General features: G+C 60.5%; 15 protein-coding genes. 3 read left to right on the forward strand and 12 right to left on the reverse strand.

The features are described 5' to 3' along the window. Window positions 1-21: 21 nt before the first annotated feature. Genes OP10G_RS02070 through OP10G_RS02080 form a run of 3 tightly spaced genes read right to left on the reverse strand, consistent with a single transcriptional unit; the run spans window position 22 to window position 7,039 of the window. Window positions 22-3,435 carry an efflux RND transporter permease subunit gene (locus OP10G_RS02070; RefSeq protein WP_025227547.1) on the reverse strand — a complete coding sequence of 1,138 codons (3,414 nt, stop codon included), beginning with the start codon at window positions 3,433-3,435 and terminating at the stop codon, window positions 22-24. Then, entirely contained in the window at window positions 3,432-5,819 is a 2,388-nt protein-coding gene (locus OP10G_RS02075) for an efflux RND transporter periplasmic adaptor subunit (RefSeq protein WP_025227546.1), read from the reverse strand. The genes OP10G_RS02070 and OP10G_RS02075 overlap by 4 nt, the downstream gene beginning before the upstream one ends. Then, on the reverse strand, window positions 5,816-7,039 hold the full coding sequence (locus OP10G_RS02080) for a TolC family protein (protein ID WP_025227545.1): 1,224 nt from the start codon (window positions 7,037-7,039) through the stop codon (window positions 5,816-5,818). Before OP10G_RS02080 ends, OP10G_RS02075 begins: the two co-directional genes overlap by 4 nt. Before the next feature lie 357 nt (window positions 7,040-7,396). Between OP10G_RS02080 and OP10G_RS02085 the strand changes: the two genes are divergently transcribed. Next, a complete protein-coding gene (locus OP10G_RS02085; RefSeq protein WP_025227544.1) occupies window positions 7,397-7,681 on the forward strand; it encodes a hypothetical protein in 285 nt (94 codons plus the stop codon). Window positions 7,682-7,816: 135 nt separating this feature from the next. Here the strand turns inward: OP10G_RS02085 and OP10G_RS02090 are convergent, their stop codons facing one another. The 6 genes from OP10G_RS02090 to OP10G_RS02110 form a co-directional block, all read right to left on the reverse strand. After that, on the reverse strand, window positions 7,817-8,014 hold the full coding sequence (locus OP10G_RS02090) for a hypothetical protein (RefSeq protein ID WP_025227543.1): 198 nt from the start codon (window positions 8,012-8,014) through the stop codon (window positions 7,817-7,819). Between the two features lie 101 nt (window positions 8,015-8,115). Then, on the reverse strand, window positions 8,116-10,137 hold the full coding sequence (locus OP10G_RS02095) for a copper-translocating P-type ATPase (RefSeq protein WP_025227542.1): 2,022 nt from the start codon (window positions 10,135-10,137) through the stop codon (window positions 8,116-8,118). 355 nt (window positions 10,138-10,492) lie between these two features. Next, complete coding sequence (locus OP10G_RS02100) at window positions 10,493-12,211, reverse strand: hypothetical protein (RefSeq protein WP_025227541.1); 1,719 nt, start codon at window positions 12,209-12,211, stop codon at window positions 10,493-10,495. Further along, complete coding sequence (locus OP10G_RS02105) at window positions 12,211-12,720, reverse strand: hypothetical protein (RefSeq protein WP_025227540.1); 510 nt, start codon at window positions 12,718-12,720, stop codon at window positions 12,211-12,213. Before OP10G_RS02105 ends, OP10G_RS02100 begins: the two co-directional genes overlap by 1 nt. A gap of 28 nt (window positions 12,721-12,748) precedes the next feature. Beyond that, entirely contained in the window at window positions 12,749-12,901 is a 153-nt protein-coding gene (locus OP10G_RS26655) for a hypothetical protein (RefSeq protein ID WP_158409117.1), read from the reverse strand. Next, window positions 12,901-14,085: a FixH family protein gene (locus tag OP10G_RS02110; protein WP_227625037.1), complete on the reverse strand. Its 1,185-nt coding sequence runs from the start codon at window positions 14,083-14,085 to the stop codon at window positions 12,901-12,903. The genes OP10G_RS26655 and OP10G_RS02110 overlap by 1 nt, the downstream gene beginning before the upstream one ends. Before the next feature lie 429 nt (window positions 14,086-14,514). Between OP10G_RS02110 and OP10G_RS02120 the strand changes: the two genes are divergently transcribed. Both OP10G_RS02120 and OP10G_RS02125 read left to right on the forward strand, forming a co-directional pair. Further along, window positions 14,515-14,850 carry a hypothetical protein gene (locus tag OP10G_RS02120; protein ID WP_025227537.1) on the forward strand — a complete coding sequence of 112 codons (336 nt, stop codon included), beginning with the start codon at window positions 14,515-14,517 and terminating at the stop codon, window positions 14,848-14,850. Continuing rightward, entirely contained in the window at window positions 14,847-15,536 is a 690-nt protein-coding gene (locus tag OP10G_RS02125; protein ID WP_025227536.1) for an SGNH/GDSL hydrolase family protein, read from the forward strand. The genes OP10G_RS02120 and OP10G_RS02125 overlap by 4 nt, the downstream gene beginning before the upstream one ends. A 22-nt stretch (window positions 15,537-15,558) precedes the next feature. Here OP10G_RS02125 and OP10G_RS25565 read toward each other — a convergent pair whose 3' ends face one another. The 3 genes from OP10G_RS25565 to OP10G_RS02140 are packed head-to-tail and all read right to left on the reverse strand — an operon-like array spanning window position 15,559 to window position 19,379. Next, window positions 15,559-17,832 carry an HD domain-containing phosphohydrolase gene (locus tag OP10G_RS25565; RefSeq protein ID WP_025227535.1) on the reverse strand — a complete coding sequence of 758 codons (2,274 nt, stop codon included), beginning with the start codon at window positions 17,830-17,832 and terminating at the stop codon, window positions 15,559-15,561. After that, window positions 17,833-18,225: a response regulator gene (locus OP10G_RS02135; protein ID WP_025227534.1), complete on the reverse strand. Its 393-nt coding sequence runs from the start codon at window positions 18,223-18,225 to the stop codon at window positions 17,833-17,835. It abuts the gene before it with no gap. Beyond that, the gene (locus tag OP10G_RS02140; protein ID WP_025227533.1) at window positions 18,219-19,379 is read right to left on the reverse strand and encodes a PAS domain-containing sensor histidine kinase; all 1,161 of its coding nucleotides are present in this window, start codon (window positions 19,377-19,379) and stop codon (window positions 18,219-18,221) included. Before OP10G_RS02140 ends, OP10G_RS02135 begins: the two co-directional genes overlap by 7 nt. Window positions 19,380-19,714: the final 335 nt, after the last annotated feature.

The following is a 19,714-nucleotide window of genomic DNA, read 5'->3' on the forward strand; positions in this document are numbered from 1 at the left end:
TTCAAAAGCGCAAGCACGCCCTTAAGGCCTCTCTTCTCCCGGATCGGACTCAGTTCGACTGCTTTCGCGTCCGCGAAAAGTCTTGTCGAGCCAGCGGACGAAGTCGTCCACGTAGGTGTGCATGATCGGAATGTCGAAGAGGCTGAGTATCGTGCCCACGAGCAGCCCGCCCACGACGGCGACCGCCAGCGGCTGATAGGCGTCGAGACCGGTCTTAGGCGCGATGGCTACGGGCAGCATAACGATCATCGTGATGCCGGAGGTCATCAGGATCGGACGCAGCCTATCCGGGCACGCCCGCAAAATCGCCTCGTCGCGGGGGACGCCTTGCTCGCGGTACTTCATGATCAGGTCGACCATGAGGACCGCGGTCGTGATGTCCATTCCGGTGAGCACGATGATTCCGAGTACGGAAACGGTCGAGAAGGCGGCGTGAGCGAGCCACAGCGCGGTGAAGACGCCGGCAAGCTCGAGAGGAAGCGAGGCGATCATCTGCAGAGGCTGTAGGAATCCCCGGAACTGCACTACGAGGACGAGATACATGAGGGCCAGCGAAAGGCCGAGGCTCTGAACCAATCGGCGCATGCTGTCCATCATTTGGGTCATATCGCCCCGTACCTCCACCCCGTAGCCGGGTGGAAAATTGACCGCATCTACGCCAAGCTTCGGATTCCCGCCGTAGGCGTTGCTCACGAGGTCCATGACCGTATCCATGGATGGCGGGTGCCCGATTCGGTAATAGCCGTTGACTCCCACCACTCGCCGCAGACCGTCGTGCTCGATAGCGGTCGGCGCCGCCGTGCGAACGATCGACGCCACCGAATGAAGTGGTATTTGGCGTCCATCGGGAGTCGAGAGATAGAGACCCGCCAAGTCGGCTGCAGTCTTCCGGTCGGCTTCGTCGTACCGCACGAGAATCGTGTTCTGGCGCTGGTTAGGCAGACGGTAAAACTCGTTGGTTAAGCCTCCGTGCAAGGCGTAATAAGCTTGCTCGGCGATGCTCGCCGGGGAAAGGCCGACCTCAGCCGCCCGCTGAAGGTCAACCTGGACTCGGTACTCGGGTTGGCCGATCGTCCAAGTCTGGGCCGGTTGGTACATCTCGCCCTTCATTCGATCCGCCACGTGGAGAACCTCGTGGCCGAGACGGTCGAGTACCGAAAGCTCGGGGCCGTGGATGTTAATTTGGATCGGGGCTTGCGCCGCCGCCATGACGTCGGAGCCCATCTCCTTGATCTGCAACCGGCGAATGCCGGGAATAGTCGCCATCGCCTCGCGATGAATTGCATCCATCACTTGCCAGATCGTGCGTCCACGTTCATCCTTGTCGCCAAAGGTGAGCATCATCGACGCTCCGTTCACCTGCGGCATCTGGTAGCCGGTGAACGAAGGATTCCAACTCTCGAACATGGATTCGGCGCCGAGTTCGATGCTAGCCTTTTGAAGTTCCGGGTGCTTCAGCATGATCGCCTCCAGCCGCTTCACCGCCGCTTGGGTTCCCTCGAAGGAAGTCCCGGGTTGCATCTCCAAAAATCCGTTCGCCTGACCGGTGTCCGCCAGCGGCATCATCTCGCTGCCGATGAAGTAATAGAAGGTGAAGCCAATCGCGAGGGTCGCGAGCACCCTGGTGAGGTTGGCAAACCGATGCTTCAGCGACCATTTGATCGCGCGGGCATACCCTTTCTCCAAGCGATCCAAGCCGCGCTGGACCGGGTCGAGGAGGAGGTAGAGGAGCGCTAAACCGGGGCGCCGGCGGTCAGAGTCCCTCGCCGACTCCGGTCGCAAGAGGTTCGCGCAAAGCAAGGCCGTCAGCGTGAACGACACGAGCATGGAGGCGATGAGACCGAAGATGAGGGGCCACACAAGCTCGACGAACATGAGCCCCACGAGCCCGCCCGAGAAGAGGAGCGGTACGAGGGCGAGGACGATCATCACCGTCGAGGCGATCACCGCCAACCGGACCTCGGCGATGCCGTCAATGGTCGCTTGCTTAGGGGTTTTGCCCAGACGCAGGTGACGCTCGACGGCGTGGATGTCGATGATGCTGTCATCGACCAAACGTCCGATCGAGAGCAGCAGGCCAATAAGGGTGCCGCTGTTGAACGTCATCCCAAACGGCATCATCATCAGGATCGCCAGGGCGAGCGACGTCGGGAGCGTCACGAGGGCGATAACGGTCCCCCGCCACTCCCCAAGAAAGAGGAGAAGCGCGAGGGCGGTTAGGCCGATCGCGATGGCCAGCTCGTGCCAAACATTGTCGAAGAGGATGCCGACGAAGTGGGCGTTGTCGTACGCGACCTCGAAGTGGAGTCCGGGATTCTCCTGCTCCAGGCGCCGCACGACCGCCATCACCTCCGGCACGACTTGCGCCGAGCTTGCTCCCGGATTCTGGACGACCGACACCTCGACCGAGGGCGACACCAAGCCCGACTTTCCCGGCTCGTGACTGAGGTAGTCGTAGCCGCTCCGCCGCTCCCAATACCCGTCGACGACGCGGGCGACGTCTCGGACGTAAACGACCTTCTGCGGGACCGCCGCGGGGGTCGGCGGCGCTACGGCCGGGGGTGGAGAGGCTCCTCCCATGCCGCCCATACCGGCCGGAGAACTTCCTGCAGGATTTGGCAACGAGGCTCCGCCCTTAGTGGCGACCGGATACTCGAGAACATCGCGAGCGGATCGCGCGCGGGTATCGACGCGGACAATTCCTTCTCCCGATCCGTTCGTTAGCGTTCCCGCGGAGGCGCTCTGGTTGGCTCGGTCGATGGCGTTTCGCACGTCGAGGACGGAGATGCCGTATCCGGACAGCTTGGCACGGTCGACGAGCACCTGGAGCTGGCGACGGAAACCGCCGAACGGCACGACCGAATAGACGTCGCGCACTCCTTTCAGCCGCCTCACGACCTCGTTATCCGCGAATTCCCGCACCCGCGCTGGGTCCCACCCTTTGGCTGCATCGCCCCGAAGGGAAAGGGAAAGAATGGGCAGATTAAGGGGGTCGATGGGGATTACGAACGACGGTTTGAGGTTCGCGCCCGTCGACGGAAGCTGCGCCTGAACCACGTTCATCAGGGCCTGGACGTCCGTCAGAGCCCGTTGCATGTTCGTCCCGTATGGGAACTCCAAGGTAACGATGGAGAAACCGTCCTGTGAGTTTGAACGGATGTAGCGCAGCCCCTTGACGTTTACCAGCCCTTCCTCGATCGGCTTCGAGATCTGGAGCTCCATCTCCTGCGAAGAGAGCCCAGGCATCATCGTAACGACGCCGATCATGGGACTCTCGACATACGGAGCAAACCGGCGCGGAATCATGCTCGTCACCGCCAGCCAGGCGGCGAGAACCACCGCCACAAAGAATGCGATCACCGCGTACGGATGCTCGATGGACCACCGGTGAATAAGGTGCAGTGGATTTTCGCGGGGAGCGGAGGGGCCGCTCACTGAACGATCACCTTCCCCTTGAGCATGTTCATCCCACAGGCGTAGTTCAATTCCCCTTTTGCCGTGGCCGGAAGATCGATAGTAACCGGCACGTTTAGAGGCAGATCTCGAGTAATTCCGAGCGAGGGAAACACCACTTGCTTCGCGCACGTGTTGTCCGTCTTTCGCACGAACGTGACCCGGTGAGGCGTGGGGCCGGTGAGGGTCAGACTGGCCGGATCGAAGCCGCTCTCCGTGATCGAAATTTCGAGAGTCTTCGTGGCAACGTCCGGGCCACCCATGCCGGATGCGGTAACCGTCTGGCCACTCGACAACCCGGCGGCTCCCTCCACGACCACCTTGTCCGCGACCGCGAGGCCCGACCGGATCGCCGTCTGACCCGCTTGCTCTTCGCCGACGACGACGCTCCTTCGTTCGACCGTGTAGGTTCCCGCTTGACCAGCTACCGGGCGGGCGAGCCACACATAGGTATCCGTTCGAGATGCCTGAATGGCCCCGCCCGGGGACGGGCCCGCTTGGATCGCCGCTGTTGGAACGGTGATCTGTGACCCCGGGAGACCCACCGGGATCTCCATATTCACGAACTGTCCCGGAAGGAACGAGCGATCGCGATTGGGCAATAGCGCCTCCACGATTCCGGTACGGGATACCGGATCGACCGCAGGCGAAATCGATGTCACACGCGTGGCAAGTGGACGTTCGCTCCCACCGCGATGCCGAATTGCCACGAGGCTCCCGATCCTCACTCTCGTCAGGTCCGCCTCGGGAACGTTCGCTTGGACACGGACCGGGCTGATCTGGGCGACGCGTAGAATCGCCTGTCCGGGCGTCACCAGCGTGCCCGGACTGATCAAGCGCTGAGTTACGACTCCGTCGATCGCCGCCCGAATCTCCGCATAACCCGCTTGCGCCGTAACCCCCTGAAGCCCGGCCCGGGCTTGGCGGACTCCCGCCGCGGCCTGACCGATCTTCTTGTGCGCGGACGCCGCTTCGGCCTTCGCCGTCTGCACGTGCGCGTGGTGCGCCATGAGCGCGGATTTCGCCTGGTCGACCTTTCGACTCGCCGCTTCGATGCCGGCCTCCGACTTCCTAAGTTCCGCCTCCGCCGCACGGACTTTGGCTTCGGCGCTACGAACTCCCTCGGTAGCTTGGCGCAAAGCCGCGTCGCTCTTTGAGGCTTCGGCCCGCTCCTTGTCGTACTCGTCGCGCGAAACGGCGCCTGCCGCGAAGAGCTTCGACTCTCGATCGAGCTCCTGGGACCAGTAACGTCGATCCGCTTGGGCCGAAGATTGGCGCGCCTGCGCATCCGCCACATCGGCGCGCGCCGCCGTCAAGTTCGCGGCAGCGGCATCCCTTTCCTGCCGGGTGGCCGCCAAGTTCGCCCGCGTCTCCTCGACCGCGCCTTGGAATTGCCCGAGCTCCGACTCGGCCTGGTGGATCATCGCCTGCGCCTGCCGGTAGTCCGCCTCCGCGACGCCGACCCCCTCGCGGGCGCTCTCGACCATCGCGCTTTGCTGGGCGACCTGCGGCGCAAGCTGCGACGTGTCGAGGCGAGCGATGACTTCGCCCCTGTGCACGGCCGTTCCGGCGTAGGCGGGCATCCAGACGATGACCCCGCTGGTTCGGGCATTTACATCCTGTTCCTCCATTCCGACGGCTTGTCCCGAGTATTTCACGGTAGCCGAAAACGGCCGAAGCTCCGCGGTGGCGAGCGTAACCGGCGTTACCCCTTCCGGAGGGGGCATGTCCATGCTCATGGTTTGCGCCTCGATCGGGGTCATCGATCCGCTCCGTCGGAGGTGGTTCACGGCGTACAAGGCTCCGTAAAGCACGAGCCCAAGCACTACCAGGGCCGCGACAACCTGTCGGGTGGCCAAGCCTTTGAGCTCAACCCGTTGTCCCGTCTGCCGCATACGAAGGACGACGAACAATACGAGCGCGAGTCCGACGGCCCATGGCCAAAGAGTGAAAACGGAACGGCCCCCATCGGCGGCAGTCGCGGTCGACTTCCCTGTTTCCATCGGAATGACGGCGGTGCCGCTGCCGAGGGGTCCCGTTACGGCGATTCGGGCTTCATACCCGCCTGCCATTGAGAACGACTGGGTTATGCGGTAGTGCCCCGGTGTACCGGAAGGAGCGGCGACTTGCTCTCGTTCTCCCATCGCCATGTTCGGCATTTGCGCAATGGCCCGAATTTGGGCTCCCTCGACCGGCTTGCCGGAGGCATCCGTGACGAACATGTCCAAGGTCGCCTTGCCGACCGGCAAAACATTCGGATCCGTCGTGATCTCCACCGTGTAGGGCCCCGCCCGCCCGGTCAGCGAAAGAGCCATCGCCGGCAGGAGAAATACGAATACCAAGAACACCCACCGCACGGTCGTCACTTGACTTCCTCCACGAGTGGCAGGCCAGCCGCGCGAAGCAGGCGGACGTAAGCGATTTGACGTTCGTAGAGCGCCTGGGCAAGGTCTCGCCGGGCCTGCGTCAGTGCCTGCATCGCGTCCAAAGGCTCGACGAGAATCGCTTTTCCGTTCGCGTAGCGAAGAGCCGCCACCTCGTAAGCAGAGGTGGCCGCTACCACCGATGACTTTGCCGAAGCGACGTTAGCGTTCGCAGTGTCGAAATCGATGTACGACTCCCGTACCTCGCGTTGCACCGTGAGCTCGATCTGGCGAACATTAGCTCTCTCGCGCTCCCTTATCGACCGAGCCCGGGAGACATCGGCCCGGCGCTGGCCGCCGTCGAACAGCGGGATGCTGATGGTCAGACCAATGCTGGCGCCCCGGCTCCCCGCCTGATTGGCCGCGTCGGCCATTGCGATTCCGTACACCTGCGGTTTTTGAGACCCCTCCAACGCCCTTACGTCCGCCTCGGATGCGCGCAGCCTGGCTCTTGCGGCCAAGATCGACCCGCGCCCAGAGAGCGCTTTGGTTAGGTAGCCGGCGAGTTCTCCACGACTTATCTCCCGGTCAAGCGGATCCGTAAGAGCGACGGCGGTATCCAGATCAATCCCCATCGCCTCTTTCAGCATGAGCAGCGACTTCTTCCGCTCGCCAAGGGCGGCGGTAAGCGCACGTTGACTTTGCGCGAGCTCCGATTCCGATCTCTGCACCGAAGCCTCGATACCTTTGCCTGCTTCGAACTGAGCGCGGGTGGTGCGGACCAGCTCGGAACCCGCTTCGACGCGAGCCTGGGCGGCGGAAGCCGTTTCCGCAGCCAAAAGCGCTCTCAAGTAGGCATCTACCGCTTTCAGAGATGCTTCGGCCTGAGTCTCCCGCAGGTCGTATTGGGCCGCGGCGGCGATTTCTTGAACCGATCCGACCTGGGCGTTGAGCAATCCACCCGTGAGTAACGGGATCATCAGCATGACGTTGGCGTCCAATAACCCTCCCGAGGGCGCCAGCAAAGCATAGGCCGGGTCGACTCGCGGCGCTGAGGGATAGATGGCCCCGTAACTTCCCGCCGTGGCGAAGCCGTTTAGGGACGCGCTTGGCCGAAGTCGGGATTTTGCCGAACGAATCGCCTCCCGTGCCGCCTCCAGATCCGCCTGAGCGCCCACAACGGCCGGGTTATTCTTCGCCGCCGCTTCTACGGCCTGCGCCATAGACAAGGGATGGCCAGATTCCGAACGGGTCTGGGCTTGAGCAAAGGAAATGAGAGTGCCGAAAAGGGCCCAAGCCAGCGGCGTTGCCCATCTCGAATGTACGGTTGTGGTGGAAATAGCGGACCTCGCGAGTCATCGGAACGTGGGCTCCGCCGCAACGCGGCCGGAGCCTCCGAGGAGACTCAGCGAGTGGGGGGCGCCCGCCCGGAATGATCCGCCTGAGCGATCCGAGACGGAGGACCCGAATCGGTACCGACGATGCCGGGCTCGTAGGCGGTCGCCGGAACTTCTTCAAGTGCCGGATGGGGGGCCAGCGCGAGCACGAGGACGCAAGCGACCAGGGGAATCGGATGTGAGGTGGCGGCGGTTGGCGCAAAGGTGGCGCTCACCCGCGTCTCGCATCTGCACCCCGACGGAACAAGGGAGACCGTTGGTCGACTTGCGGCCTTGCGACAGCAGGAAGGTTTGGCAACCGGAAGTCGCGCGCCCATCGCGCCATGCGCGCAGCAAGGCATCCCGCAAGTGGCGATCGGCACCGGCGCGCGATTCGGCATGACGCACACCGCCTGCTTGGCTCCGACCGGCATTGAAGCCAAAATCAGAATCAACAAGCTGAGGAGCCTGAGCGCCAATGCGTTGTAGTTGCGCACCACCGTTAGTATCTCAGGAAACGTCGAGAAAAGGCTCGGTGTTCCGGCGGCGCGGGATTCGTGAAGGTAGCTGGGCCGCATGCACGGGCGGGCCCCTTTACAAAACCAGCTTGTGGGCCGAGTTCGGTCAAGGTCTTGCATCGCTGTCCCGCCGGTGGATCCGGTACATGCCCCATCCGTGAAGAAGAATCCCGATGACCATAACGACGATGGAATACACGCCTATCGAATCTTTAAGTAAGAATCCCAAGCCGAAACCGATGAACCCAGCGCCGAAAACGGCTGCCTGGTATTCCAATGTGCTTGCCGTCGTTAGCTTCGCCATTTCGTTTATTGAATCAGTCGAAGGAGCGCAATGACGAGGAGGCCGCCGAGCACAATCCAACAAAGCCAGTACATCGCTTGTTTGTAAATTTCCATGAGCGGCTAGGCGTGGATGAACCGCCGCTCGGATGTCCGAAGCATAACGGCATTGACGGCGACAAAGATCGAGGAAAGTGACATCAAGAGCGCGGATACCTCCGGCCGAAGCGACCAGCCTAGGTTCGAGTAGAAGACTCCCGCCGCGATGGGGATGGCGGCGAGGTTGTAGACGCTGGCCCAGGCCAGGTTCTGCTTCATTTTTCGCACCGTCGCCTTGCTGAGGATGATGGCGTTGACGGCATCTAACGGGTCCGATTTCATGAGGACGATGTCGGCGGCCTGGATTGCCACGTCCGTTCCAGCTCCGATCGCGACGCCGATGTTGGCCTGAGCAAGAGCCGGCGCGTCGTTGATGCCGTCGCCTACCATGGCCACGAACCGTCCTTCACCTTGAAGCTCCTTCACCTTGGCGGCTTTCTCTTCGGGTCGCACAGCGGCGAAGTAACGTGTTATGCCGACCTGCTCGGAGACCGCCTTGGCCGTCGACTCGTTGTCACCGGTCATCAGCACTACCTCGACGCCGCGCGACCGCATTTCTTCCACGAACCGCTTCGAGGTGGCTTTCACGGGATCGGCCGCGGCGACGACCCCAAGAACCCGGTTACCGACCGCGACGAAGATTGTCGTACGTGCCTTGCCCGCAAGCTGCGCTTCGAGTGGCTCAAGGGCCGAAATGTCCAGGCCGGCTTCGGCTAGAAGAGCCTTCTTACCCACCAGCGCCGTCTCGCCGTTGACCTGCCCACGAAGCCCCGCTCCCGCGACGTTTTCGAATGACACTGCCTCTGGAATCGTCCCACGAGTTTTCGCCTCCTCCAGGATGGCGATCGCGAGCGGGTGGCTCGATGCCCGCTCGAGGGCGGCGGCCACCAAGACCAACTCATTCGCATCCACGCCGGCCAGCGGCAAGATCTCGGTAACCCTTGGCTTGCCCTCGGTGAGCGTCCCCGTCTTATCGACGGCCACTACGTCGACCTGCGCAGTCTGCTCCAAGGGCACCGCATCTTTGATCAGAACGTTGTGCTTCGCCCCCAGGCCGATACCAACCGAAACAGCGGTTGGAGTTGCGAGGCCCAGCGCATCCGGGCATGCGATGACGACTGCAGAGATGGCAAACGTAAGAGCGGTGATGAAACCGGCGCCTGATCCGTAGCGCCAAGCGAGAAACGTGATCACCCCAGAGCCCACGGCGAGGACGACCAAATACCCTGCGGCCCGGTCGGCAAGTCGCTGCCCCGGCGCCTTCGATTCTTGAGCCGCTTGAACGAGCTTCGTGATCTGAGCCAGAACCGTATCGCCACCGACTTTAGTGGCGCGGTAGGTCAAGCTTCCAGAGGTATTCACCGAGCCTCCCACGAGCAAGTCTCCAATGGACTTCTCGACGGGGATGCTCTCCCCTGTCACGAGCGACTCGTCCACGGAAGACTTCCCGCTGACGACTTCGCCGTCGACCGGCACCTTTTGCCCTGGCTTCACTCGCAGCACATCGCCGACCTGGACCGAACTGGTCGGGACCTCATGCTCAGTGTCACCGCGCACCACCAGCGCCATCGGTGGGACTAGGTCGAAGAGGGCGCGAAGGGCGTCGGACGTTCCCCGGCGAGACTTCATCTCCATCCAGTGCCCGAAGAGCACGAAAGTGACCAGCATCGCCGCCGCTTCAAAGTACACCTCAGAGCCTGGGATGAGGACGAGATATAAACTCGCGAGATAGGATGCGAGAACTCCGGTGGCGATCAACACCGACATGTCGAGCTTTCGCTCTCGAATGGCTTCATAAGCTCCCGCGATGAAGATCCAGCCCGAGTAAAACACTACCGGCGTGGCGAGGACCAGCATCACGATGTGTCGTAAGTGCCCTTCCATGGGCAGCCACATCGGTAGACCCGGCACGTGGCCCGAGATGATCAGAAGCGGAATGGAAAGAACGAGCGCCACCAAGAACCGGCGGCGCATATCGACTTCCATCATCTTCGCGGCGGCGGTATCCGAAACGGCCCCGTGGTGATGCCCGTGTGCGTGCACCATCCCCACGTGCTCGTGAGTCTCGGACCTGCTGCCCTGAGATGACGTCGACCTCATGTTGCACACAGGAAAAGATCGTCACGTACCGACACCCGAAACCGGCGTATCCGAAGGATCCAAAGCAGTACACCGTTATCCGAACAGAAACTACGGTGATGCGCTGCAAGAATGAGGCAGAGCCCCCTAAGTAGTCCACGATCAAGAAGGCCGAGGCGCCCGAGGCCCCGGCCTTCTATTAGCAAGTAACGCCACTACTTTGCCAGTGTGGACCTCCGGTACCCCAGGCGATGTACGCCACCGTAACCGCGAGATCTACGTTTCCGAAGGCCATCGGTCTTATCCTCTGAACGGGGTCGGCTTACATGCCTCCCATCCCCGGCATGGAGTGCTCGCCGGACATTTCGTGCTTCATGCGGCTCGGACGGACGCGAAGGAAGACGCCCAGCGTCACCGGGTTCTTGCCGTAGAAGGGCTCCAGGCTAGACGGGAACGAGTAGAGGCCCGCATACGCGCCGATGCCGATGTCGAACCCGTTCCGCGACGCCACGTTGTGCACTCCGCCGAAGATGAGCTTATTGATGTTGTAGCTGCCGGGTGGCACACCGACCAGCTCGTCTTTGTCGACGTTCTCGTAACGGGCGAAGATCGACGTGGGACCGTGGAAAAGGGTTGCCTCGAGCAAGTAGGCGTTCGAGTCCTGTCCTGCCTTGATATTTCGTCCGAACGCTCCCGTGACGGACAGGTTGTCGCCGTTGGCCAGGGGGCGGCTGTATATTCCCGCAAAGGTGATGCGGTGTTGATCGACACCCGGCTCCTTGCTCTCCGGCGAGTTGAGATATCCGTACGCCGCGTTGAACGACAGATCCCGGCTCGGATTATAGGTGATCCGCGCGGAGGCGGAATTCAGGCTGATCGGGTCGGGCGAGTATCGGTTCTCGTCCGGCTCGTGGCCATTGAAGGCGCTCGCTTCGAGTTGCCATTTGTCCGTATTAACGCCCGCCGTCACGACACCCCAAGAGATATGGGTGGCGTCGAACCAGTGGTGCGTAATCGGGGCTTCCGGATTCTCCATCCCGCTCGGGCGGTGAAGATACATCGGTCCGCCGAAGGCCGGTTCGCCCACCGGCCCACCGTACACAAACCACCGCATGCCGCTCTTAACCGGATGACTGTAGGAGACGGTGAGCTCGGAAATCAGGTCATGCGGATGTTGCCGGTCGACCAAGGGCTGGCCGTGGGCGGTCTCGCCGGTCTGGAAGAGGTTCGGATATCCCCGTTGACCATTAATAATCGGGTCGGCGGAGACCATGAGGTTCAAGCCGAGCGTCCCGCCGCCGGTCTCCCGACGCGCCATGAGCATCGGCATCGAATTCGAGAAGAATTGACTGTCGCCCCGCTTTCCTCCCGCGTCGGTGTAGTTCAGGGTGGCCAGTCCCATTAGCGAGAGGTCGTATCGCCCCTGCTTGTTGAGCGGCTTCATGAACATCGGCGAGCTCTCGGGAAGCCAGCTCGTTCCGGAACCCTCGCGAGACATCGACCACGGGCCGAGCTTGCCCATCATGCCGCCCATTTCGTCGCCGTGCTCCATCCCCGCCATGTGCTGGTGGTCCATCTCCTTGCCTTCGCGCTGCGACCATTCGGCAAGGGTAAGCGGTTTGGCCTCTTTGTACTGCGGATTCTCCGCGACGTAGCGTCGGAACCCTTCTTCCGAGACGAAGGCGCGTGACCACCGGCTGCAAAACGCGTGGTCGCCCTCGACCTCGAGAAAGACGAGGCCGGGCAGGTTGCTTGTCCAATTCCCTTTGTCGTCGGACGTGAGCACTAAAGACTGTTTTGGATCATCCGTCGGCGCGCGAACCTCGGCTTTACCCGGGTACTGCGCCGATAAGTCGCGGGCGCACAGCATGCACCTCACGGGGTACGTCTTAGCGCCGATTTTCACCGTGACAAGCCGAGAGCCGGTCGCCTCGACCGGTATCGGAATGCCGCAGTGCGCGCAGTTCGGCATCTTCTGAGCCGACGCAACGGCCGCGGCGAGCAAAGCCGCGGCCACTCCTATCCCCTTGATTGTTCTCATTAGTTTTTCAGCGCCGCCGCTACCATTTCGGTCAGGGACATAGACTTCGATTTCTCCGCTCCGTTCCCCTTCACGTACTTATCGAATCCTTCTTTGGCGTGGAAGGCGCGGGAGAGCTTTGCGCACTTATCGTGGCTGTCGAAGTCGTTCAGGAACACTACTCCGCTCTCAGGGACCAGCTTCCCTTCGCTCTCCTTGACCGCGGCCCACTTGCCCGCCGTCCGCGTTAGCAGCACCGGCTTCCCCTTAGTCTCCGATGGGGCGTAGACGACGAGGTCGCCGTCGTATTTCTTGGAGTCGGCGATGGCGCAATAGACGCAGCGGTACTCGATCTTCTTTCTTCCGAATCGTAGAACGACCTCGTTGTCCTGGGTCTTCGTCCCTTGCACCACCTTCATCCCGCAAAGCGGGCATGGGACCTCGTGTACACGAACCATATTCGCCGGCACGATGGCGGCTCCGGTCATGACGAAGAGTCCAATGGCGAGAATCCTAATTGTTTTATTCATTTTGTAACTCCAAGTTTGCTGGGGATCCTCACCGGGTTCCCCGCTTCTTCTTTGCCGCGCAGCTTCCACAGCCGCAGTCAGGCTTGCCACCGCCGATTCCCAGCCCCAGGCTGCGCAACATGTGTCTTCCGATGAAGAAGATGCAGAGCGCCAGGACCGTACCGACGATGACGATTTCCATCACTTGACCTCGAACACGAACGGTAGGGTGACGACCTTGCCGTGGCGCTGGAACTGGGCCCAGGCTTTGTAGATTCCCGGCTTCGGAAATCGGGCGGTGAACCGGACTTCGCCTTGGCGAATGAGCTTAGCGGCCGCCGCGTCCTCGGCCGGGTGACTGTGGACGAACGCTTGTCCGTCTTGATGGATGATCATGAGGTGGCCGTGGGCGCCGAGGTACGGTTCCAGATCGTTCACCGGCTGTCCGGTCGCCTCATCGCGGAGATGGAAGCTGACGACTGTGGTCTTGCCGATCGGGATCGGCGTCTCGGTCGGCTGGAACTCGGCGACGATCCCGTCGACGGCGACCTTTCCTGTCGTGGGGGCCAATTTCTTGCTCCAGTTCCCGCCCGGCCCGGCGACGTGGACGGAGGTAGAGATCACCTGCGACCCCTTATCTTTGGGGGCGACGTCGGCAAAGACCAGGTAATCGCCTCCCGCAGGAAAAGTCTGGGGCAACCGGAATGAGCCGTCGGCCTGCTGCTCCGGATGCTCGTGGGCGAACCAACCCAGGTCTTTGCTGACTACGATCAGGTGGATCAGCTTCGTATGCGCCACGTCGAAATCGCGGACGATTTGGTCCGTCTTCGTGTCTTTGATTTCTAGATGGAGGTCGATCGGCTGACCGGCGCGCGCGTCCTTCGGAAAGTCAAGCATCTCGACCGAATACGGCTTCGGCTTGGCGATGCTTCGTCGAGCTTCCGCGTCGTTCACATTAACGCTGAAGGAGGTCCGAAGCGGCTTCTCACCGGGCGGGGTGAGCAAGAGACCGACCTGGAAAGTTCCCCCGTGGGGGAAGAAGAGCTCTACGCCGTAGTCTCCGGGAACGCCCTCGCTGTGGATTTTTGGCCGAACCACCGGCATCCCGGGCATGCTTGGCATCGTCACCGTCGCTCTCGGTTGAGCGTTCGGAACTCCCCGCTTTCCTTCGATTGGATCGCTGTGGGTCGTGTCGGAAAGCCGAAACTCAACGTCGACCTGCTCGCCGGCGAAGAGCCCCTCTTCCGGCACGCGAAGCTCGACGAGATACTTTCCGACTTGCGCCTTGGTGGCCGGCTTCGCCGGCTTGGCCGGGCGGCAAGCAGAGGCGGCGACCCCACACTTGCACACGGCGCATTTCTTGGCCAAGTCCGATTTGGACTTCACGACGATCTTACGATCGCAGTGAACGCAAAGAAACGACGACGTTTGGGCGCGAGCGCCGGCTACGGCGAGTACGAGCGCGAAGCTCGATAAAAACGGTTTGAACAATTAAATACTCCGGTTGCGGTAAGTCGTGCGTAGACGAAGGCGGAGCGATGAGCTCCGCGGGGTTACACACGGGCAACGGGAGGTGCGCGGCCGAGATCCAACGAGAACTCGGACGAAACGGGCGGACCGGAGTCGATCCCAAAGATGCCGGGTTCGGCGAAGCTTTCCTTCACCGCGAGAATAAATCGCGATCTGGCCGGCGTTGCGACAGGCAAGTGCTCAAGGGCGACGGCCTCAACGGAAGCTCGGGCGCTGGGCGTGGAAGTCAGCTCACACTGGCAGGAGTCGACCCGGCTCGACATCGCATTGTGATGCGCCGCGGGTTTGGTCGACTTGCAGCAAGCGCCTTTGGCCTTCGCTTGCGGCTCGCAGCAGGCCATTTTGCAACTTGCCTTCGGCTTTGCAACCGGTGCCGGCATGGCACAAGCCATCGTCCCGCTCGCTCGTATCGGCAAAGCGGCCAACACTAAGGCGAGCGAGCAGATAAACCTGACTATCAGAGCCGTCTTCCCTCGCACCACGATCAGTATTGCTTATAACGAACTTGAGCTCTGGGACGTTCCATCCATCCCGTCCTGTAGGTGGAAGGCCGCAGGCATCGGCGAGGGCGCCGACGCTACGATCGCGTTCCGCCCTGGAAAGGGTATTCCTTGGGAGTGAGCAATACTCGCGCGTTTCTGTTTCTGGTTGCGGGGTTGGCGGCGGTCGCGGCTGGGCAGGCTCCTCAGAGTGAAAAGCCGGCTCCTTTCGAAAACGAGATCGCGAAGTTTGAGGTCGACGATCTGAAGAACCCGCCGATGAAAGGCGGGATCGTCTTCGTCGGGAGCTCGAGTATTCGTAAGTGGACCTCCTTGCAGAAGGACTTTCCGGATTGGAACGTGATCAACCGAGGCTTCGGCGGCTCCGCGATCAGCGATTCGGTTCGGTATGCCCATCGGATCGTCACGCCTTACGAACCTCGTATGATCGTGTTCTTTGCCGGCACCAACGACCTCGCGTCGGGCAAATCTCCCGAGACGGTCTTCGCCGACTACAAAGCGTTCGTTGCCACCATCCGCACGAAGCTACCGCGTACGCCGATCGCGTACATCTCCATCTCGCCCGCCCCATCCAGGTGGGGAAATGTCGAGAATGTGAAGAAGACGAACCGGCTGATTCAAGAATTTTCGACGAAAAAGCGACATCTGATCTTCATCGACATTTTTCCTCTCATGCTGGACAGCCAAGGCCAGCCTCGACCCGAACTCTTTGTTGAGGATCGACTGCATATGAATCCCGATGGTTATGCCATTTGGACGAAGGCGGTTACTCCAGTTATCGCGTCTACTCTCAAAGAACGGAATTGACCCTCGACGAACTCCGAGGCGATCAGGTGGAAGTAACAACCCGAAGAAACGCCTCCACTACCTCGGGATCGAAGTGGGTGCCGGAGTTCTGGCGGATGTGCTCGACCACTTGGTCTCTTGGCCATGCCTTTCGATAGGGCCGATCGGAGGAGAGAGCATCCCAGACGTCGGCAACCGCGAAGATTCGAGCCGCCAAGGGAATCTGAAGACCCTTGAGGCGGCGAGGGTAGCCGGTTCCATCCCACCGTTCGTGATGGCAATACGGAATGTCCAGAGCCGCTTTCAAATAGGAGATCGGCGCCAGTAGCTCTAGGGCGTAGTCCGCGTGCATTCGCATCAATCGGCCTTCCTCCTCGTCCAGAGGTCCGGGCTTGAGGAGGATCTTGTCAGGCACTCCCACCTTTCCGATGTCGTGAAGCAACGCTCCTCGGCGGATATGCTGCAAGTCTTCGGAGGGGAGCCTGAGCTCGCGGGCAACTCGCATCGTTAGGTCGGTCACCCGGCGACTATGTCCTTCCGTTTCCTTATCCCTCAAGTCTAAAGCGCGCGACCATCCTTCCAACGTTTCGTCATAGGCGGTGGCAAGGTCGTTTCTCGACCGCTGAAGATCTTCGAAAAGCATCGCATTGTCGATGGCGATGGCGGTTTGAGCCGCCACCGCGTCGATGAAACTGGTGAGAACCTGGTCCCTACCCTCGGGAGCTCGATGGGCGAGAGTCAGAACCCCCTTGACGACTCCCTTCGAAAGTAGGGGCTGGGCCTGAATCGTTATTCCATCGAAACCGCTCCCGTCGACTTGCTGTATGGGACCGCGAGCGGACACCGCTCTTTCGGAGATGGCCAATATTTGCCCATCTACCTGGGACCAATCGCCGCACGCAAATCTCAATTCCCGTAGATGCGAGTCGTATAGGAAGATGCAAGCCGCATGGACCCACTCCACCGCCCTGACTTCATTAACGACAACCTGGAGGGTCAAATTGAGGTCAACGGCACCCGATATGGCCACGTCGATTCGTCGCAAGGCGGTTAGTTGAACCAAACGCAAGTTCAACTGCCTCTCCATCTCCTTTCGGGACCGAATATCTCTGGCGATGATTGCGATGTTCGTGACGACCCCTTCGCGATTCAGCATAGAAAAGCACGAGCACTCGCATGGAATCGCCTGGCCGCTGAGCCTGCCCACAAACCGGAGTTCCCCTTTCCATTCACCGCTCTCATAGATCGCCGGCAGAACTTCTTGCTGAACTCGAGAGACGTCCTCCGGATAGAGATCCTCGAACATGTCGGATCCAAACACCGACGCCGTTTCGTCGATCTCGATAAGTCTTTTGCCGGCGGTGTTCAAGTAGGTAACGGTTCCATCCGGACGAGCGGAACCAATGAGATCATGGCTGTGCTCCACGATGGCGGCTAGACGACGGCGGTCGTTCTCGGTGGTCACGTGCCCCGTTACGTCTAACACCGTGCCGGAAAGCGAGGTCGGTGTGCCGCTTTCGTCGTAACGATAGCTACCTCTGAGTTCGGAAATCCGCTCCTCGCCGATTACTTGCCGGTGCCGATACTGGATGCGGATTGCGGAACGATCCGCTTTCGCGCGTTCGCACGCGTCGTCGAGGAGGACCAAATCTTCGGCCAAAACCGACGAGCGCAGCCAAGCCCGGTTCGCGGAAGTCGAAACCGTCCGCTCCCCTACCTCGTCCGGTTCGGTCATTGTCAAGCGGCCGCTAAGAAGATCCAGATCAAATATCTTTTGGCCGGACGCTTTCAGTGCCGTCGCGAGCTTGGAATCAATGGCTTTCCGGTACACGATTTCGGTTTCAAGGTCGCGCACCTTTTGAGCCAGCTTGTCGGTAAGTAGCCGCCGATGCTCCAAGACGAATTTATCGTCTGGGAGTTGAACCGGAGAACTCGGCGGCGTAGCGGTTAGGGCCTCATCGATGAGGCGTAGCAATTCTTCCGGCTTTGCGGGTCTGGTAATGACTCGGAATGCGCCGCACGCCATCGCAAATAGATGGGCGACCTCTTCTACGTAAGTTGACGTGTAAACGATGACTGGAATTTGGGCTACATCTGAGATGCTTCTGAGTTGCCTTAGGAACTCGTAGCCGTCCACCTTCGGCATAAGGATGTCGGTAATGATGAGGTCGGGTCGCCGAGCGATTGCCAGCTCCAACCCTTCCTCCCCGTCGCAAGCTTCGATAACCGTGTGCGAGCGAGTCTTCAACAGCGTTCTTAGATAGAGGCGATTAATCTCCCTATCGTCGATAATGAGGACCTTGCACGATCGTTGCATCTAAAGCTGCTGAGCCACTCGCTCTGGAGACAACATTGTCTCGATGTCTTGGATGAAAGTTTCCGGTTTGATCGGTTTGGCGATGTACATATCGAAGCCCGAAGATAGGATCTGCTCCCGATCGCCCACCATTGCGTAAGCCGTGACCGCGACGATCGGAACATCCCTTAGGCGTGCGTCTTGTTTGAACTGCTTGGCCACCTCATATCCGCTTAATACCGGCATGTGGATGTCGCACAGCACCAGATCCGGAAGCTCCTCGCGAGCTAAATCGATACCTTCCTGCCCGTCGACGGCCACGCGATATCGATAACCCGCGGAGCGCAAGAGGTAGGTCATAAGCGCCAAGTTCTCCGGGTTGTCTTCGATAACTAATATGTGCGCTCTTAGCATTCTGTGGGCAACCAAACGGTAAAGATGCTCCCTTGCTCCAATTCGCTCTCAACGGTGATGTTTCCACCGGCGAGGGAGGCGAGCTTTCGACTCAAATGCAATCCTAGACCAGAGCCTTCCCTTTCCCGGACTCCCCTCCCCCTTACTTGCGAAAACGGTTCGAAAAGACGAAGCTGATTGGCCTCACTAATGCCAATTCCAGTATCGGAAATCCGAAACCATATCTGGCCGGCGTCGCTTCCAACGGTCAGCCTTACCGAGCCGGAATCGGTAAATTTGATCGCGTTGTTGGTGAGGTTGATGAGGATCTGCTGCAACATTCGACGGTCGGTCACGATTTGATCCGGGACGTCGCCGACGGAGTGGAAAAACTCGAGGTGTTTTGCGTCAGCCATCGGGCGCAGGGTCGTGACAACCTCATCAACGACCGCTTTGATGTCGACCGGCTCGGCGTTGACTTCCACCGTTCCAGACTCGATCTTGGCTAAATCGAGTAGATCGTTAATCAACGAAAGAAGGTGATTGGCGCTCCGCTGGACGATCTTTAGCTGAGTTTCCTGGTCTTCGGTCAGGTCGCCCGGCAGTTTCATCAGAAGCGTGCCTGAAAAGCCGATGATCGCGTTTAGCGGAGTACGGAGCTCGTGCGACATACTTGCGAGGAACCGGTCCTTTGCCTGGATCGCCCGTTCCAGCTGCTCATTCTTCTCTTGAAGCGCGACCTCAACCCGCTTTCGATCGGTCACGTCGCGGATGGCCGCGGTGACGAGCACCCCTTCGTCCGTTTCGAGCGGGCTGAGGCTGATTTCCACCGGGAATTCAATCCCGTCGGCGCGAAGGCCCCACAGATCCAAGCCGGCCCCCATCGGTCGAACGCGCGGCACCCCGAAATAGCTCCGCCGATGATGCGGGTGGCGAGTCCGGAACCTCTCCGGTACTAGTGACTCGATCGGCTGGCCCAAGATCTGGTCGCGGGGGTAGCCGAACATCCGCTCGGTCTGCGAATTCACAAGGACGATAACGCCGTCCGCGTTGACGATCACGATCGCGTCGGGCGCCGACTCGAGCAGACCCCGGAACTTTTTCTCGGCATCGATGTTCCCTGGGCGGCTTCCCGCGTCGGAGGGCTCCGTTTCAAATAGATGGCCAAGTTCCATGACTGTGCGAGCGGGATAGCATCGCAATTATCGGACTTCGCAGATAAGCGCAGGTGCCCAACATCGCCTTTTGCGGACATTATGACTTGCGTCAATATGAGCATGAATTTAATCACGGCCTAGGCCTAAGACTGTTAGTGTCGGCGATTTCATCGGTTAAGTCTCTTAAGTACTCTTTATAAGCTGACAAATAAGTACTGTTCACGTTTGGCTTGTCCGTGGAGAGTCGGCTCCTACTGATCGATCTTGCTTTAGGCGCAACGACCGAGGAAGAGGCGATGTCATGGGCTCAGAATTGCCCCCCGGAGTCGAACTCCAGGGCCATGCGGGACCTT

Source organism: Fimbriimonas ginsengisoli Gsoil 348 (assembly GCF_000724625.1).
In the GTDB taxonomy this organism is placed as follows: domain Bacteria; phylum Armatimonadota; class Fimbriimonadia; order Fimbriimonadales; family Fimbriimonadaceae; genus Fimbriimonas; species Fimbriimonas ginsengisoli.

What these genes read in the sequence shown, in the direction of transcription:
- OP10G_RS02080 (WP_025227545.1), bottom strand. Translation starts at nt 7,039, where the DNA reads ATGGCGCAGGCCGTAGAAGCGGCGGCGAAGAATAACCCGGCCGTTGTG.
- OP10G_RS02090 (WP_025227543.1), bottom strand. Translation starts at nt 8,014, where the DNA reads ATGGCGAAGCTAACGACGGCAAGCACATTGGAATACCAGGCAGCCGTT.
- OP10G_RS02095 (WP_025227542.1), bottom strand. Translation starts at nt 10,137, where the DNA reads ATGGTGCACGCACACGGGCATCACCACGGGGCCGTTTCGGATACCGCC.
- OP10G_RS02100 (WP_025227541.1), bottom strand. Translation starts at nt 12,211, where the DNA reads ATGAGAACAATCAAGGGGATAGGAGTGGCCGCGGCTTTGCTCGCCGCG.
- OP10G_RS02105 (WP_025227540.1), bottom strand. Translation starts at nt 12,720, where the DNA reads ATGAATAAAACAATTAGGATTCTCGCCATTGGACTCTTCGTCATGACC.
- OP10G_RS26655 (WP_158409117.1), bottom strand. Translation starts at nt 12,901, where the DNA reads ATGGAAATCGTCATCGTCGGTACGGTCCTGGCGCTCTGCATCTTCTTC.
- OP10G_RS25565 (WP_025227535.1), bottom strand. Translation starts at nt 17,832, where the DNA reads ATGCAACGATCGTGCAAGGTCCTCATTATCGACGATAGGGAGATTAAT.
- OP10G_RS02135 (WP_025227534.1), bottom strand. Translation starts at nt 18,225, where the DNA reads ATGCTAAGAGCGCACATATTAGTTATCGAAGACAACCCGGAGAACTTG.
- OP10G_RS02140 (WP_025227533.1), bottom strand. Translation starts at nt 19,379, where the DNA reads ATGGAACTTGGCCATCTATTTGAAACGGAGCCCTCCGACGCGGGAAGC.